The sequence below is a fragment of the Stratiformator vulcanicus genome, assembly GCF_007744515.1.
GTDB lineage: Bacteria > Planctomycetota > Planctomycetia > Planctomycetales > Planctomycetaceae > Stratiformator > Stratiformator vulcanicus.
In genome coordinates, this window is record NZ_CP036268.1 from 2,596,079 (window position 1) to 2,612,117 (window position 16,039).

The 16,039-nt window shown below is 58.1% G+C and carries 11 protein-coding genes; 8 read left to right on the forward strand and 3 right to left on the reverse strand.

Features of this window, described 5'->3' with window-relative positions; genetic code table 11:
* Positions 1–167: 167 nt before the first annotated feature.
* The 7 genes from Pan189_RS10160 to Pan189_RS10185 all read left to right on the forward strand — a co-directional run bounded on the left by Pan189_RS10160 (position 168) and on the right by Pan189_RS10185 (position 8,102).
* Positions 168–623 (forward strand): hypothetical protein, encoded by a 456-nt coding sequence (locus tag Pan189_RS10160; protein WP_145363807.1) that lies wholly within the window; start codon positions 168–170, stop codon positions 621–623.
* A 24-nt stretch (positions 624–647) separates the two neighbouring features.
* Positions 648–1,727, forward strand: coding sequence for a hypothetical protein (locus Pan189_RS10165; protein WP_145363808.1), 1,080 nt, complete (start codon positions 648–650; stop codon positions 1,725–1,727).
* Between the two features lie 426 nt (positions 1,728–2,153).
* Positions 2,154–2,987 carry a hypothetical protein gene (locus Pan189_RS10170; RefSeq protein WP_145363809.1) on the forward strand — a complete coding sequence of 278 codons (834 nt, stop codon included), beginning with the start codon at positions 2,154–2,156 and terminating at the stop codon, positions 2,985–2,987.
* Between the two features lie 179 nt (positions 2,988–3,166).
* Positions 3,167–3,331, forward strand: a complete 165-nt coding sequence (locus tag Pan189_RS21355) for a hypothetical protein (RefSeq protein ID WP_310821328.1) — start codon at positions 3,167–3,169, stop codon at positions 3,329–3,331.
* A 238-nt stretch (positions 3,332–3,569) separates the two neighbouring features.
* Positions 3,570–4,073 (forward strand): hypothetical protein, encoded by a 504-nt coding sequence (locus Pan189_RS10175; RefSeq protein ID WP_145363810.1) that lies wholly within the window; start codon positions 3,570–3,572, stop codon positions 4,071–4,073.
* Positions 4,070–6,658, forward strand: coding sequence for a PSD1 and planctomycete cytochrome C domain-containing protein (locus Pan189_RS10180; RefSeq protein ID WP_310821329.1), 2,589 nt, complete (start codon positions 4,070–4,072; stop codon positions 6,656–6,658). Before Pan189_RS10175 ends, Pan189_RS10180 begins: the two co-directional genes overlap by 4 nt.
* Before the next feature lie 19 nt (positions 6,659–6,677).
* The gene (locus Pan189_RS10185) at positions 6,678–8,102 is read left to right on the forward strand and encodes a DUF1501 domain-containing protein (protein ID WP_145363811.1); all 1,425 of its coding nucleotides are present in this window, start codon (positions 6,678–6,680) and stop codon (positions 8,100–8,102) included.
* A 356-nt stretch (positions 8,103–8,458) separates the two neighbouring features.
* On the opposite strand, the gene typA is transcribed toward Pan189_RS10185, so the two are convergent.
* A complete protein-coding gene (gene typA, locus Pan189_RS10190) occupies positions 8,459–10,267 on the reverse strand; it encodes a translational GTPase TypA (RefSeq protein WP_145363812.1) in 1,809 nt (602 codons plus the stop codon).
* A 320-nt stretch (positions 10,268–10,587) separates the two neighbouring features.
* Between typA and Pan189_RS10195 the strand changes: the two genes are divergently transcribed.
* Complete coding sequence (locus tag Pan189_RS10195; protein ID WP_145363813.1) at positions 10,588–12,594, forward strand: AAA family ATPase; 2,007 nt, start codon at positions 10,588–10,590, stop codon at positions 12,592–12,594.
* Between the two features lie 37 nt (positions 12,595–12,631).
* On the opposite strand, the gene Pan189_RS10200 is transcribed toward Pan189_RS10195, so the two are convergent.
* Both Pan189_RS10200 and Pan189_RS10205 read right to left on the reverse strand, forming a co-directional pair.
* Positions 12,632–13,951: a replication-associated recombination protein A gene (locus Pan189_RS10200; RefSeq protein ID WP_145363814.1), complete on the reverse strand. Its 1,320-nt coding sequence runs from the start codon at positions 13,949–13,951 to the stop codon at positions 12,632–12,634.
* Positions 13,952–14,355: 404 nt separating this feature from the next.
* The gene (locus Pan189_RS10205) at positions 14,356–15,465 is read right to left on the reverse strand and encodes a DUF4912 domain-containing protein (RefSeq protein WP_145363815.1); all 1,110 of its coding nucleotides are present in this window, start codon (positions 15,463–15,465) and stop codon (positions 14,356–14,358) included.
* Positions 15,466–16,039: the final 574 nt, after the last annotated feature.

The window sequence follows — 16,039 nt, forward strand, 5'->3', positions numbered from 1 at the left end:
GGCAACGGAATTGGACTAGGGGCAACATCTTAACGACTATCTCTTGACGGCTATTTCTTTAGCATCCGGTCGAGTTCCGCCGGGTGCCGGGGGCGGCTCGCCCCCGCAGTGAGCGCGCTGTACCCGCATTGCAAACTATCTACTCCCAATGATTAAGGCGGAACCCAATGCCCCGCCGTCGAACCTCTAACACCCCCGGGCACGCTCACGAGCTCACGTTCTCCTGCTTCCGACGGCTGCCTCTACTGAGCCGCGAGCGTAACTGCTCGTGGCTGGCCGAATCGATCGATGCCGCCCGCGAACGACTCAGGTTCCATCTTCGGGCCTACGTCTTCATGCTCGAGCACGTTCACCTGATCGTGAAGCCGTCGGCACCCGATTACGATATGGGTTCCATCCGAACCGCCATCAAGTCACCGGTCTCGAAGAGAGCCGTCGATTGGCTCGATAAACGCCGGGGGCGGTTGGCTGATGTGCAAGAAGCAATCGAGCGACCAGATGCGGGGGCGAGCCGCCTCCGGCACCCGGCGAAATGTTCCAAAAAAGACGTGGACGTGCAACCCGGGGGACATGATGCTGCGAACTGTAACTGTGAGCCGTTCGCCCAAACGCCCTGCCCTTAATTCAGTCAGTGAGAAGGTGTTAGAATGATCTTCCTTCAGCGTAACGCTGTATTCGCATTGGTGAGTGGTCTTTCCGTCTTGGCGGCTCTGTCGCAAAATGCCCAATCCCAATGCCCCGAGATAGTAGAGGTTCCCCGCTTCCTCACTACCAACGAAAGCATACGCGACACATTTCGTGTTGTGCCTGATGAGGGCTCGCGGTCGGAGGAAATCGTCGTCAAGGTTGTCCAAAAAAATAAAGTCACTGATGCGAGCCCCGGGTGCGTGGTTTTTAACCATGCAAACTCACGGTGGGAGAGGCCAGCAGATGCACTCATATTTCCAGGTCGCGGGTTTCCAAAGGGGTTCCGCTTCGAGTTCGACCCGTCGAGAGAAGTCAATATTTCGAAAGGATATAAGCTTGATAGCAAGACTGCGTATACCTTGGGGATCGTCAATCGGTCAGAGAAAGTCGAGCCAGCGTTTTATTACGCTGGAACATATTGTAGGGACTCCAAAGAATTCCGGTGCTTCCAAGGTCGTTCGAAGGGAAAGGATGTGAAACAAGAGCAGTTCAAATTTGATTGGAAGGTCGCGGAAGTTACTCAAGCGGACATTCCGCTCCGAATTCGGACTGAGGGTGATCGGAAACTCTTTTTTGTCGACGAAGCTATCGAAATCGACGTGCATATCTCAAACCTCTCCGATCAGCAACTATCCTTACGGCGAGACTCTCTTTCAGGCCCGATCGCGGCAATGCGACTGTCTCAGGCTTATTTTGGCAAGGCAAGCGACTGGAGTGGAGAGCGTGATGCGAGCTCCGTTGCAGACTACGATGCAGGTGAGCCTACCAACCCCTTCTATGCTGAACTTGCGATGCTTACAGATAAGGGATTTGGCGTAAGAATGCTTCGCAATGAAGGTGTTAAGGCGATTTCCATCCATCCAAGGTCGTCGATTTTGCTAACCGTCAAGCTAACGGATTTTTACAACATACAAGAGCTGGGAGATTGGGCTCATCTAGAGTGGCAACTTGAGGGTGTGCACAAGGACGGATCAGCGTGGAAGGCCGCAGCTGGCCTTACAATATACCTCCAGTGGAGAGAGAAAGCCGAGAACAACTGAATGATTTCAGCGAGTTCCTATGCATCGAACTTCTTGCCCGACAGAGCGTGTGGCTGGGCCAAAGATTTGTTGCTTTATCCGTTGACGACTCGACACGAATGCTAGCTGACTATACTGGTCTAGTACTGGCAGATCCACGTGATTTATATAGATGACAGGTTCCAGCAATCTCGCCGCTTGCCGGGGGCGGCGCGCCCCCGCAGTGTGCGGTTCGTTTCCTTATTGCACAATATCCACTCCTTGAATTTAAGGTGGAATCAAGCAGCCCTCCGCCGCACCTTCAAGGCGCCGACAGAACCAGAGTACCGGCACCCACGGGCAACTCCGACACCCGGAGCTACATGCAACTAACTGTGTCAAGACGTACCCGGTACGATTTCAACCAAATTCTTTCCCACGGCAATCATTCTCGATTCGGTGGTAGATATGCGATGTGTTGCGATTGCAGTTGCAATAAGCCTTGTCGGCGCGGGCGCGATTGCCAGCGACGAATCACCGGCTCTTGCGGAGTTCGATCGATTTCACGGAGTCAGGTCAGTTGAAGATGGAAAACCGTGCGTTGATTGCAAGTTGACCCTGCGTGTGGCAACTTCGGCGGAAAATAGCTATTTCACTTCCGGCTATCAACTCTTCGACATTTTGCCCGCAAACAGTAGTTCACTTTTTAAATCACCGTCTATTGCACAAGCCAAGTTCTCAAGGAAATCTGTACCGATCGAAGGATTATTGGTTGACGGAAAAATCGATCACTACAGCTTCTCGGCAGTACTGGGCACCATCGAGGAAGGAAGCGAGTTTGTGCTCCCCGATGGCTCACAGTGGACGGCGCAGAAGATTGAAGTTGACGCTGGTGGCGTCGAGTTCAACGTAACATCGCCCAGTTGGAACTTCTCATCCGACGAAGACGTGGCAACTGACCTGTTGGAGCTTCCCGTCGACTCCAGCATCACTATTTTGCATGAAGAGTCATCCAAGGTGTGGGTTAGTAAAGCCCTATTCCATACGACGCTGGGAGTTTCACGCCGCCTCGTCGACGGCCGCTTCTTGACGGACGTGAAGATTTCAGTACCGGTCCGTAATGAAAGTGCGGCTGGACGAAAATCCGTCAAGAGGAACTACTTCGACATTGAGGATGGTGACGTGATTGAGCTATTCCCCGGCATCAAACGGGTCGTCAAGACAGTTGTTGCGTCTTCCCCCTCAAAAGGGGTCCGAGGAAAGGTCGTGATTGCGTCTATGACTCAAGGAAACGGATCTTGAAATTTGAGTGACGGCGGGTGGCTGGGGACAGGCGTTTTCGCCTGCCCTAAGTCGAGCGCGTTTGAAGATAACCCCTCCAGCAAGGCCGCGTTACCCCGCGCTCGCCGGGGGCGGTTCTGCGAGACCGTCCCCAGCCACCCCCCGGCTACGACGGCAACATCACGGAGTCGAAGACGTTGTTGAAAACGTTGCTGAAGATGGTCGACTATATCCACGCCAACCTGCTTCGCCGTGGGCTGGTGGAACGGCCGACTGATTGGAAGTGCTCAAGTGCGGCGGAGTTAATCGACGAGCGACCCGGACCGCTCCGAGTCGACCGAGTGCCGCCGGACTGGCTCGATTAACGCCGGGGGGCGGTTGGCTAATGTGCAAGAAGCAACCGGACAACCAGATGCGGGGGCGAGCCGCCCCCGGCGGGGGATCGGGTGATTTCGGTCTCACGCAAGTGTTTACGCTCACCCGCCTCCCACGATCACGCTCCGTTTTGGGAATCGTGCACTAAAAGCTGAAGTTCTGCGAAACGATCCCGCACTTGCGGTGTTTCACATCCCACAAGCTCCTGAGCCGACGGGGTAACGCACCATGAAAATGCTGTTGATATTTTGCTGGTGCCTGGCGGTAGCGGCCGTGGCGAATGCGGAGGAGACCTTTGTCACAATCCATAAGGTCAGCGGAAATCGGATTGTCGTGTCGAAGGAAGATCAATCAGCTGGTCGGCGCGGCGGCGGGCGATTCCAAGGGAATTCGGACGACGCTTCGCGCGGCCGCCGGGGACGGGGAGCGGCACAATCTGCCCCGCAGGCGGTCGTCACCATCGCAGCCGATGTGAAGATCACCGGCGCGATGCGAGAGCGGCGGACAAGCGATTTCATGGTGCTCGCCGAATTGCCCGGCGGTTTGCGGAACTCAGTATTCCGCAATATGAAGCAACCGCTGTCGGCCCGCGTGATCACGGAGGGAAAACGCATCCTTGAGATCAACGTCCTGACACCGGTGACAGACATCAACCAGTCGCTGGTCGATGCCGACGGCGAAGCGGTCATCGCCGTCCGACCGAAGCGACCACCCATGAAGGAGAACCGGTGAGAGCATATGCTCAGTCGACTTTCATCTTAATGGCGGTGGTCGCCGGGCTCGCGGCCGTGATGAATTTAAACAGCGCTGCGGCCGACGAGACCGATGCGGGATTAAGATTCTTCGAGGCGAAGATTCGGCCGGCCCTCATCAAACATTGCTATGAATGTCACTCGACCGAATCGGGAAAAGCGAAAGGTGGCCTGCGCGTTGATACCCGTGATGCGCTGCTTCGTGGCGGTGAAGGCGGACCTGCGGTTGTGGCGAAATCGACGACGCGCAGTCTTCTCTATGAGGCAATCCTCTATGAGGACGGTGGTTATCAGATGCCGCCGAAAGGTAAGCTCCCGGCTCAGGTGATCGCTGACTTCCGCAAGTGGATCTTAATGGGGGCGCCTGATCCGCGAGTTACTCGCTCGCAGCCCGCCGTGGCGACGGAAATCGATATCGAGCAGGGTCGCAACTATTGGGCTTATCGGCAGCCGCAAGAGGCGAAGCCGTCGATGTCTACGGACGATTGGCTCCGGACGACGATCGACCGATTCGTGCACCAGTCGCAGCGATTACACGGGGTATCGCCGGTCGCGGACGCGGATGCACGTACTTTAATAAGGCGACTTCATTTTGTACTGACCGGTCTGCCGCCATCTCGCGATGCTGCGCAGGAGTGGAAGCGTGAGATCGAAGCGGCCGGTTCGGTCGGGCAGCGGCAAAGGGTCATTTCGAATCTGATCGACGAACTGCTCGCCTCGCCCCGGTTCGGAGAACATTGGGGTCGTCATTGGATGGACGTGGCCCGCTTCGCCGAATCAACCGGCGGCGACCAGAACAACATTTATCCCCACGCGTGGCGCTATCGCGATTACGTGATCGACAGCTTTAATTCCGACAAACCTTTCGACGACTTCATTAAGCAGCAGATTGCCGGTGACCTCCTGCCAATCGAGGACGATCAAGAGTGGGGTGAGAACGTCGTCGCGACCGGCTTCTTAGCCATTGGCGTTAAGTTCGTCGGTGAAGAGGACCAGCAGAAGTATCTCGCCGACTTGGTCGATGAGCAGGTCGATACGACGACCCGCGCCTTCCTCGCGACGACGGTCGCTTGTGCCCGCTGTCACGACCACAAGTTCGATCCGATCCCGCAGCATGACTATTACGCGATGGCGGGCATCTTCCGGTCGACCGCCACGCATTACGGCTTGCTGAGAGCACAGGCCCGCCAAGCCACGACACTCCTCGATCTCACCGGGATGGGTCTGCCCGCCGGTACGCCGCAGGCCACGAGAGAAGAACTCGCGCAGCTTCAACAGGATCGCGATGATGCTGAGAAGGCCTTGTCCGACGCGATGTCGAAGATCCGCTCCGGGGAGAACGTGTTTCGAGGAACATTGCGTCGGTTGCGGTCTCAACGCGATGAGACCGCCGCCGCGCTCCTAGCCTACGGCGCCGGCGGAGAAGCCCGGGTGCTTGCGATGGGAACGCAAGATCATGAGTTTCCATTACGAACCCGTTTGCTCGTTCGGGGCGAATTGGACAAGCCGGCTCAAGAGGTCTCGAGGGGCGTTTTGCAGGTCTTGTCCGAGTCGGGAAAAAACTCATTTCCACCGACGATGAGGGGTAGCGGACGCGTTGAACTCGCGGAATGGATCGCCTCGAAAGACAATCCGCTCACCGCGCGAGTAATGGCCAACCGCATCTGGCACTGGATGTTCGGCCGCGGCCTCGTCCGAACTGTCGATGATTTCGGCGAGAGCGGTGACCGTCCTTCCAACCCGGAATTGCTCGACTATTTGGCGACTCGATTTGTCGACGAAGATTGGTCCACGAAATCATTAATTCGAGAAATCGCTCAATCGCGGACTTGGCAATTGTCATCGCAGTACGACGAAGCCGACGCCGAGATCGATCCTGACAATCGCTATCTGTGGAGAGCGAACAGGCGACGGTTGGAAGCGGAATCGATTCGCGATGCCATGCTCGCCGTATCGGGCCAACTTGAGGTCCAGCGCCCCGCCGGAACTCTGTTGCGGTCGGTCGGCGAGGGTGGTGTCGGGCAAAATGTCTTCGAGCCCGATATTCGAGCGATCGAGACGAACTGCCGCTCGGTCTATCTTCCCCGGGTGCGGGGCGTGTTGCCGGAAGTGATTGAACTCTTTGACGCACCTGACGCAGGTCTGGTGACCGGCGCGAGGGAGAGCACGGCGAGTCCGCTGCAGGCACTCTACCTGATGAACAATGCCTTCGTTCAAGAGCAGGCGATCGATGCTGCGGGGCGAACAAAGAAGGGTAATGTTCGAGAGCAAGTCGCCGATGTGTTTCATCTCGTCCTCGGGCGTTCGCCGACGGCGGTAGAAGCCGCAGCTGCCGAAGTGTACTTGGCGAACCGTCTCAATTCGGTGACACAAACTCAAATTCAGTCGGATCAACCTGGTCGAAATGATCGCGGTTTTGGACGGCGAGGTCGCGGGCGGGGACAACGTTCGGCGATCCCAGCGGACGAACCCCCAGTGACCGAGGCTGCAGTGACACCGATGCCCGCGTTGGCCGAACTCATTCAAGCATTAATGTGCACGGCCGAATTCCAACAAATTAATTAAGAGCCACGGGACGCGTCTCATGTCACGTAACTATTGCGGAAAGCGGTACTCGGTCGCATCGCGACGTGATGCTTTAAAGACCCTCTCGGCCGGTTTCGGATTTCTCGGCTTTGCCGGTCTCGCCGCTGCCGAGAGTTCGTCAAAGCAACCGCTGCTGGCGTCAAAGAGACCGCACTTCGAACCGAAAGCAAAACGGGTCATCTTCCTGTGCATGCGCGGCGGTCCCTCTCACGTCGACACTTTTGATTACAAGCCGAGACTCAAGGCCGACCACGGCAGAGCCTCTCATTACGGAACGCCGTGGTGTCGATCGCCGTGGAATTTTAAGCAGCATGGCGAGAGCGGACTCTATCTCTCCGAGCTGTTCCCGAATCTGGCGAATCACGCCGACGATCTTTGCGTGCTTAACGGCATGCACTGCGATCAACCGGCGCATGCCCAGGCGATGCTGCAGATGCATACCGGCAGTTTCCAGTTCGTGCGGCCCTCGCTTGGGGCATGGACGCTGTACGGGCTGGGCACGGAGAGCCGGGACCTTCCCGGCTTCATCTCGATCAATCCGCCGACCGCGACCGGCGGAGCTCAAAATTACGGCAGTGCATTTTTGCCGGCGGCGTACCAAGGGACGAAGTTCAACATTCAAGACAGCAGTCAGCGCAACCGCCGTATTGATCGCATGCGGCGTGGCGAAGCCAACCCGCACGGAATTAATAACGCCGTTAATGATCGCCTGACGAATACCGCACAACGCGCGCAGTTAGATCTGATCGGCGAACTGAATCGAGCGAAGCTCACCCGTGATGGTCATAACCCGCACGTCGAAGCGGCGATTGAAAACTACGAGCTTGCCTTCCGCATGCAGGACGCGGTTCCCGAGGTGATGGATATTTCAAGGGAGACCGACGAGACGTTCCAGCTCTATGGAATTAATGAAGACCCGACCGACGGTTTCGGACGGCAATGTCTGCTCGCACGACGCTTTGCCGAGGCGGGTGTTCGGTTTATCGAACTCGGCCACGGCAGTTGGGATCAGCACAGCAACCTGCAAACGGCGATGGCCGACAACTGCGCCGAAACGGACAAGCCGATCGCGGGCCTGCTCGCCGATCTAAAGCGGCAAGATCTGCTGAAAGACACGCTCGTGATCTGGGGCGGCGAATTCGGGCGGACCCCCTACAGCGACAGCGGTTCCGGTCGAGACCACAATCATAAAGGTTACACAATGTGGATGGCCGGAGGCGGAGTGAAGGGCGGCTTCTCCTATGGCCGCACCGACGAACACGGCTACGAAGCCATCGAAAACAAGATGCACGTCCGGGATTGGCACGCCACGATCCTGCACTTGCTCGGCCTGGACCATGAAGAACTGACCTATCGACACGCGGGCCGCGAAATGCGAATCACCGACGTCGGCGGCTCCGTCGCGCAGGAGATCATTGCCTGAAGGTCGGCTTATGTCGCGGGGGGACGCGTCGGTGTCCACTCCAACCGCTGCGCGCGCTCGATCCGCGGCTCACAGGAGCCTCGGCTTGTATGAGTCATTATTTTTTTCACCCACCACGAGCACCGCTTCCTGAGAAGCGGTGGCCGAGCGCGGCGACGAGCATCGCGGATTATTGAGCGGCGATAGCCCGATCGGCCTGCGTCTCTCAGGAGACGCGGCTTGTAACGCTCTCCGATGGCTGGCGCCTCGGGCTGGTATGACGGGGAGATCGGGAGAGGCGGGAGAGGTTCGAAAGATGCTCGTCTCGCCCATTCACTCGTCTCACCCCCTTTAGCCTCTCGCCTCTCACCGCTCACCTACTTCTTCGCCCGCTTGCGTTCATTCTCGGTGAGCAGGATCTTTCGCAGGCGGATCGCGTCGGGGGTGACTTCGACCCATTCGTCCGACTCAATATATTCCAGGGCCGACTCTAAGGTGAGTTGGCGGGGGGGCTTGAGCATGATCGCGTCGTCGGCGCCGGAGCTGCGAACGTTGGTCAGTTTCTTCTCACGGATCGGATTAACGACGAGGTCGTTGTCGCGGCTGTTTTCGCCGATGAGCATGCCTTCATAGACTGGGGCACCGGGGGGGACGAGCATTTCGGCTCGTTCCTGTAACTTCCACAATGCGTAGGCGACAGCCTGCCCTTGCACCTGAGAAATTAAGACTCCGTTCTTGCGATGGGGCACATCCCCTTCCTGCGGCTTATAAGCATCGAAGCGGTGGTGGATGATCGCTTCGCCCCGGCTGGCATTTAAGAGCTTGGTTCTTAATCCGATCAAGCCGCGAGCGGGGATGCTGAATTCGAGATGGGTCATTCCCGTGGAGCCGGCGGTCATTTCGTTGACCTGACCCCGACGATTACCGACCAATTCCATAATGCCGCCCACGGACTCTGCGGGCACATCAATGACGAGTTCTTCGAACGGCTCATGCCACTTGCCGTCGATCTCGCGACGGATGACCTCCGGCTTGCCGACGGAAAGTTCGTAGCCTTCGCGGCGCATCGTTTCAATTAAGACGGCCAGGTGCAGGACTCCGCGGCCGGAGACTTTAAAGCTGTCTTTATCGCCGGTCTCTTCGACGCGAAGGGCGACGTTCGACTCGAGTTCGCGCATCAGTCGTTCGCGGATATTCCGGCTGGTGACGTACTTGCCGCTCTTACCGGCGAAGGGGCTGCTGTTGACGGTGAAGAGCATTGAGAGGGTTGGCTCGTCGACGCTGATGCGGTTCAGCGGGGTGCCGCCCTCGGCGTCGGTGACGGTATCGCCGATGTCGGGCTGGGGCAGGCCGATTAATGCGACGACGTCGCCGGCCTGGGCATCTTCGACGGCGATGCGACCGAGTTTGTCGAACATTTCGATCGAGTCGATCTTGCCGGTCGTCGTAGTGCCGTCGGCGCGGTGGAGGGCGATCTTCTGTCCCTTTTTTACTCGGCCCGAGGCAACGCGACCGGTCACGATGCGGCCGACGAACTCTGAGTAGGAAAGGGTCGTGACCATCATTTGGAACGGGCCGTCGGGGTCGACGTCGGGACCGGGAACCCTCTCAACGACGAGGTCGAGGATCGGCGCGATGGTGCCTTCGCGCTCGGCGGGGTCGTGGACAGCGTAGCCCGACCGGCCGGAGGCGAAGATATAAGGGAAGTCGAGTGTTTCATCGTCCGCTCCGAGTTCCATAAAGAGCTCGAAGGTTTCGTCGAGCACTTCGGACGGGCGGGCATCGGGGCGATCGATTTTGTTGACGACCACGATTGGTCGCAGGCCGACCTCCAGCGCTTTTTGGACCACGAAGCGGGTTTGGGGGCGGGGGCCTTCGAAGGAATCGACCAGCACGAGGCAACCATCGGCCATGCGCAGAACGCGTTCGACTTCGCCTCCGAAATCGGCGTGGCCCGGTGTATCAATGATGTTGATTCGGACGTCTTTATAGGTCAGCGCAATGTTCTTGCTCAAAATAGTGATGCCGCGCTCGCGCTCCAAATCATTGGAATCGAGAATGCAATCCTGGGTCAGTTGGGCATCACGGAATTGACCGGATTGCCGGAGAAGGGCATCAACGAGTGTGGTCTTGCCGTGATCGACATGCGCGATAATGGCTAAATTTCGGACGTCTTGTCGGCGCATCGGAAGGGCAATCGTAAGGCGGGAAGCGGAACAGGGCGGGATTCTATAGCGTTGCGGCTAAGTACGATAGCGCGTTGGACCAGAGACGCGGTGCAATTGCGTACTCCGAATGTCGCAAGACGATTTCCGCTGAGTGGTTGGAGTGAGTGCGGGTTTCACAATGCCTGCTGCACGGGGTTGCCTGACGGTCGAATCGGGAGTGTTTTCCAAATTATGAGACTTCCGTTAATCCCGGCGACGGGTGTTCCGGGCCGCATAGACACCCGGTCGAGGGCCGCTCATATTGGAGAAGTCCAGAAGTTCAGCGGAGCCTGTGCACGATGCGATTGCTGTCAGCACGCGTTCAGAATTTCAAATGCGTCAACGATTCGGGCGTTTTCGCAGTGCATCCGCGCGTCACGTGCCTGATCGGGCGCAACGAGAGCGGCAAAACGGCAATTCTGCAGGCGCTGGAAAGGACCAATCCGGAGCCTCGCAGGCCGAGCCGATTTGAGGAGCTCGAGTTTCCGCGGATTCGAGCGACGGAACTGGGTTCAAGCGACAGCCAGTTTGAGGTCGTCCGGACCACTTGGACGGTCGATGAAGCGACTCGAACGGCTATCGAGGAATTTGTCGGACCGGGAGTGCTCATCTCGGACGATGTCGAGTTTATCAAGCATTTCGATGGCTCGGAAAAGTGGAATGTCAAGATTGACGAAACGCGTTGCCTGGAGAGCAATCTCTGCGACACGGAATTGCCGGCTGGGGAGAAGCAGTCTTTGCGAGACGCAAAGACGATCAAACGCGCGGTCGAATACCTGGAAGGTAAGAAAAACGGTGAAGGAGGGTTGTCCCATGCGGAGGGCGAGCTTCTCGGTCGTTTGTGGGACCGATTCGGTGAGGCCGATTTTTCGTGCCGGACGGCGATCGGTCACCGGATCAAGAGCACCCTACCCCGGCTCGTTTATTTTGACGAGTATACGCGGCTGCCGGGAACGGTGTCGCTCGACGATCTCCGAAGCCGCCCAGGTGCGTGGGATGAACCTGGGATGCGTGTTTTCCGTGCCCTCCTCGAATTGGCGAATTGCGATGTCGACACGCTCGCGGAGATACGGCAGTACGACCGGTTGCAGGCGGATCTGTCGGCGATTTCCGCGAAGCTGACGCGTGAACTGCACAAGTACTGGAGCTCGAATCGGGACCTCCGGGTGCAGTTCCGATTCGAATCCGGTATGCCGGACGACCCGCCTCCGTTCAATTCCGGTCTCGTGATGCGGACCCGTGTCGAAAACATCAAGACCGGAGTGTCGACCGGCTTCGACGACCGCAGCACCGGGTTCACATGGTTCTTTTCGTTTCTCATCTGGTTCAGCCAGATTCGGAGCCAACTTGGTGAAAACGTGTTGCTGCTGCTCGACGAGCCGGGCTTGGCCTTGCACGCTCGGGCCCAGCAGGATTTGCTCCGATTCATCGAAGACCGTCTTGCCGGAACTGTGCAGGTAATCTATTCGACGCACTCACCATTTATGATCGACACGCGTGATCTGACGAAGGTCCGCGGCGTCGAAGACCAGCCGGGCATCGAGGACGATCCGGACGACCCGTTTGCCGACGTTTCGGCCGGCGGCACGAAGGTGATCGGCGACGTCCTCACAGCCGGTCCCGATACGCTTTGGACGGTCAAAACCGCCGTCGGTGTCGATCTGTCAAAAAATCACGCAATCGGCGATGCGGCCACGCTATTCGTCGATGGGCCGGTGGAATCGCTTTATATCCCTTTCTTCAGTCGAAAATTACGCGACGCAGGTCGCGCCGGTTTGGACGACCGTTGGCACGTGCTTGCCGTCGGCGGGGTGAGCAGGCTCGGCGCAGTGCTTCAACACGTTGCTCCGAACCCGGCAGCCGTCGCCGCGATCGTGCGGGCTGAACCGGATGCGATCGTCAACGGTCGTATTCGTGAGTTTCCGGCAGAACGTATTTCGTTCTGGAGCCGCTACGCCGTTGGTGACGGCCAAGAAATTGAAGACCTGTTCGGCGTCGAGGCGTACGTCGATCTTGTTGTCGCGAGCTACGGATTGAAGAGAGAGGAATTGGCCTTTTGTTCAGGAGGACCGGTGCTCAGCGAGGTTGCCGCTACGTTGAAATCAGTTAAGGGAGCGGGGCATCGATTTGACCGCTATCGGGTCGCCGAATTTCTGACAATCCGAAAGAAACAGACGGCATTTCGTGACGAACAGGCCGTCCTCGCGCGTTTTGAGAAACTCTTCAACGATCTCAACGCTCTGCTTAACGGTTTCGGACCGTCCGCAAATCAGGAATCCGAAGAGCCACAATTTGCAAACCGCTGAGGCCAAACGCGGGATACGTCTTATTGGAGTGTCCGCATCATAGCCGCTTGTCATCCGCCCATTTTCTTGACGGAGAGGGCGGGTCGCGGTCTGTCGGCTGGTAGAACTTGCGATCGGCTCCGAGATAGTCCTGCGCGATCCAACCGTCGGGATCGTCGTGCGGATATTTGTAGCCGTCACCTTTGCCGCCGAAGCGGGCCGCCGTTGAGTTTCCATCACGCAGGTGGGGAGGCACGGGGAGCGACGGATTGTTGCGGACGTCGGATAAGGCGGCGTCGATGGCTCGATAGCAGGCATTCGACTTGGGAGCGCACGCGACATAAATCGCTGCTTCCGCTAGCGGAATGCGGCCTTCAGGCATTCCGATGAACTCCAGCGCCTGTGCTGCGGATTGGGCGACGACGAGCGCCTGCGGGTCAGCAGTGCCAACGTCTTCGGCCGCACAAATCAAGATGCGGCGGGCGATAAACCGAGGATCGTCCCCTGCCTCAAGCATCATAGCCATCCAGTAGATCGCCGCGTCGGGATCGCCGCCGCGCATACTCTTGATGAACGCGCTGATGATGTTGTAGTGGTCGTCCCCGGTTCCGTCGTAGCGAAGCGCTTTTTTCTGGACGGACTCTTGGGCGACGTCGAGATCGACAGTCGCCTCCGGCGGCACGGAAAGCACGGCTACTTCGAGTCCCGTTAGTGCCCGGCGGGCATCGCCGTCGCTGACGCGAACCAGGAAGTCGATCGCGTCGTCGGTCACCGTGACGGAACGATCACCGAGCCCTCGCTCGCTGTCGTGGATCGCTCGCCGAAGCAAGTCGGCCAATTCCGAATCGGCAATCGGTTGGAACTCGAAGATCGTGCTACGCGACAGCAGCGGGGCGACAAGTGCGAAATAGGGATTGGCCGTAGTGGCCCCGACCAGAATTACAACGCCCCGTTCGACGTCCGGAAGCAGGACGTCCTGCTGAGCTTTGTTGAAGCGGTGCAGCTCGTCGATGAACAAGACGGTCCGTTGCCCGGAGGCTTCGATCCGATCGACCGCCCTCGCCAGAATCTCTCGCACGTCCTTCACACCGGCGGCAGCGGCGTTCAGGGTCTCCATCACGCTGTCGGAGCCTTTGGCGATCAGCCGCGCGAGAGAAGTCTTTCCCGTGCCGGGAGGGCCGACGAACACGACCGATCCGAGCCGGTCGGCTTCGATCATCCGCCGCAGCAATTTGCCGGGGCCGAGAAAGTGCTGCTGGCCGACGAACTCATCAATGCTGCGGGGACGCATCCGTTCGGCGAGCGGCTTGACCTCGTCGAGCCGGCGTCGTTCCTGCTCGGCAAATAGATTGGTGCCGTCTTTGAATTGCTTTGCCATGCGAGCAGCATGACGTGAGAAGGCGGCGCGGTCACGCGCAAGTGCTTCCAAAGCTGTGAGAGCGCATAGAAAACCCCTACCGCGGTAGATCCGGGAGTTTGCACCGACCCGTAGATAGCTACGTGGGCACCCTGCCTCCGGGTTGCGTGATCCGATACCAGGTCGGCTATACGCGCGGCCGGAGAATGTCAGGGTTCCCTATATCGGTGCTTGTAGGGCCGGCAAACTGGCCCGGATCAGCACGGCAGGGGCAAGCAATTCACTTGAACTGCGTCACGATCGTAGCTCGCCGGCCGAAGGCGGGCAAGCTGTAAATTCAGCGGTGAAGCAGCAATCTATTGAATCGCGATCTCGCCCGATTTCCGGTTGACAATCCCGTTTTTCGAATCGCTCGCAGCCAGCACCTACAACTCTTCGATCGACTGCGGTTCAAGCTCTTTGACGTTCTGTTCGACGGCCAGGATCGAGGTCCGCTGCTCGACGCCATCGGGACTGACGGCCACCGCAGGAATGACCATACGGCCGTCTTCGAGGCGGATTTTCATCGTGAATCGACCATCCCGACCGAGGCGGACGACCTCACCCATCACCGTGACCTGAGCTTCCGGATGAGTTGAGCCGTTGATGACCAGTTCGGTCTCCAGTTCCAACTGCCCGTGCGATGACGAGCGGCCATCTTTGGCGAGGGCGAATGACGCGGCCCGGGCGCTGAGGAACTTTTCGAATTGCGGATCAGCCCCGGACGTCTTGGCCGGGACCAGTCGCTCCAAATCGTTCCCGTTCGAATCGCTGTTCCACCCGGGCCGCTCGGCTGCTTTCGATCCGGGACGCGGTGTGGCCACCCGGCGGGATTTTCCGAGAGCGTAGAACTTGTTCTTGGTGGTCAGGTAGCCGACTTCGAGGCGAAATTGCGAGGGTGCATTGCTGACCGGGACGAACCAATGGTCAACCTCACCGTGAATAGGAATATCGCAGACGAAGGACGACTTGGCGGCACGAACCTCATCCATTTCAACGGAATGGACGCGGATGACCGGAATTGCCGCATACCAGTCGTGCGCCAACGCGGCGGCAGCTCGTTGCACAGAAGATTTTTTGATAACCCAGCGGGCGTGCAGCCAGTGCGGGTCGTGAGCCACAACGGTCAATCCTTCCTGACCGGGATCGCCATCAAGGACGGTCGAAATATCCTTGCGAATCGCGCGAGTCCCTGCCCCGGCGACGTGCATTCCGCTTCCTGATTGCTTCGCCAAAGCTTGAATTCGATTCTCGGGACGGCTGCTGTGAGCTTGCACATTCCGATTCCCGTTTGATTTCGACTTCGCACTCAACTTGGCCGATGCGGGACGAGTCTTGACGGCTGAATTGCCGTTGCGTCCGCCCGGACCGAACACGTCGATCAACGCTTCAATCAACTCGTCTTTTCGCATTCCGTGCCAACCGGCAACCTGGTGCTGCTTCGCAAGCTCGGCGAGCTCTTTGCGAGTGTTGTCTTTGAGCTGTGCTTGAGTCATTGGCTCAATGTCCTTTTCGAAACACTATTAAAATGCTTGGATTACGGAGAGGTCGGGCCGACGTTCTTTTCGTTCCCGGCATTTGCCTGCTCGAGTTGAACGAACTGGGGCAGTCTGCGGTTCAATTCGATCAGCCGAAGAAAAAACGGCATCCCGTTGACGTGGATGCCGTTCGATGTGTCGAGCAGAAGACGCGGCAGATGTCGGATGTTTGCCGTCAGTCATTCGGAAGTCGGAATCGATCGAGCAAGTCGGAAATTTGCCTTCCGACTGAGCGAAATCGCTGCGTCCCGTGATGCCGGTCGGTCCGTAAAAAGCCATGAACATCGTCCAAGGCACTCCCAGGTCGAATGCGATTTAGCTCGACTTTGGCGATCCCTGCCGACGTCCGTTGATGGATTCCGTCGCGGATGGACATCGGAGCAGTTCGCTACCCATCCGCATCACGATTTCTTTTGTACCGGAACGTCAGGCCGTGAACAATTTGACGAAGGGTTGCCGTGAGGCATCGGAAGGCCGACTTCGATTCAAAGCCTTTTGATATGAGTGAGTTGCGCCATCAATGAATTTCGCG